A 540-nucleotide genomic window follows, 5' to 3' on the forward strand; every position below is an offset into this window, starting at 1 on the left:
AAATGTTTCAACAACGCAAGATACTTCAACTGAAGCAACACCTTCAAACAATGAATCAGCTCCACAGAGTACAGATGCAAGTAATAAAGATGTAGTTAATCAAGCGGTTAATACAAGTGCGCCTAGAATGAGAGCATTTAGTTTAGCGGCAGTAGCTGCAGATGCACCGGCAGCTGGCACAGATATTACGAATCAGTTGACGAATGTGACAGTTGGTATTGACTCTGGTACGACTGTGTATCCGCACCAAGCAGGTTATGTCAAACTGAATTATGGTTTTTCAGTGCCTAATTCTGCTGTTAAAGGTGACACATTCAAAATAACTGTACCTAAAGAATTAAACTTAAATGGTGTAACTTCAACTGCTAAAGTGCCACCAATTATGGCTGGAGATCAAGTATTGGCAAATGGTGTAATCGATAGTGATGGTAATGTTATTTATACATTTACAGACTATGTAAATACTAAAGATGATGTAAAAGCAACTTTGACCATGCCCGCTTATATTGACCCTGAAAATGTTAAAAAGACAGGTAATGT

1 protein-coding gene is annotated in these 540 nt (G+C 38.0%); it reads left to right on the forward strand.

Annotated features, from left to right (window positions below):
- Window positions 1-540, forward strand: a 540-nt coding sequence (locus KQ486_RS14260; protein WP_246569358.1) for an Ig-like domain-containing protein, incomplete at both ends; no start/stop codon positions are given.

This window comes from Allobacillus halotolerans (genome assembly GCF_018967645.1).
GTDB lineage: Bacteria > Bacillota > Bacilli > Bacillales > Alkalibacillaceae > Allobacillus > Allobacillus halotolerans.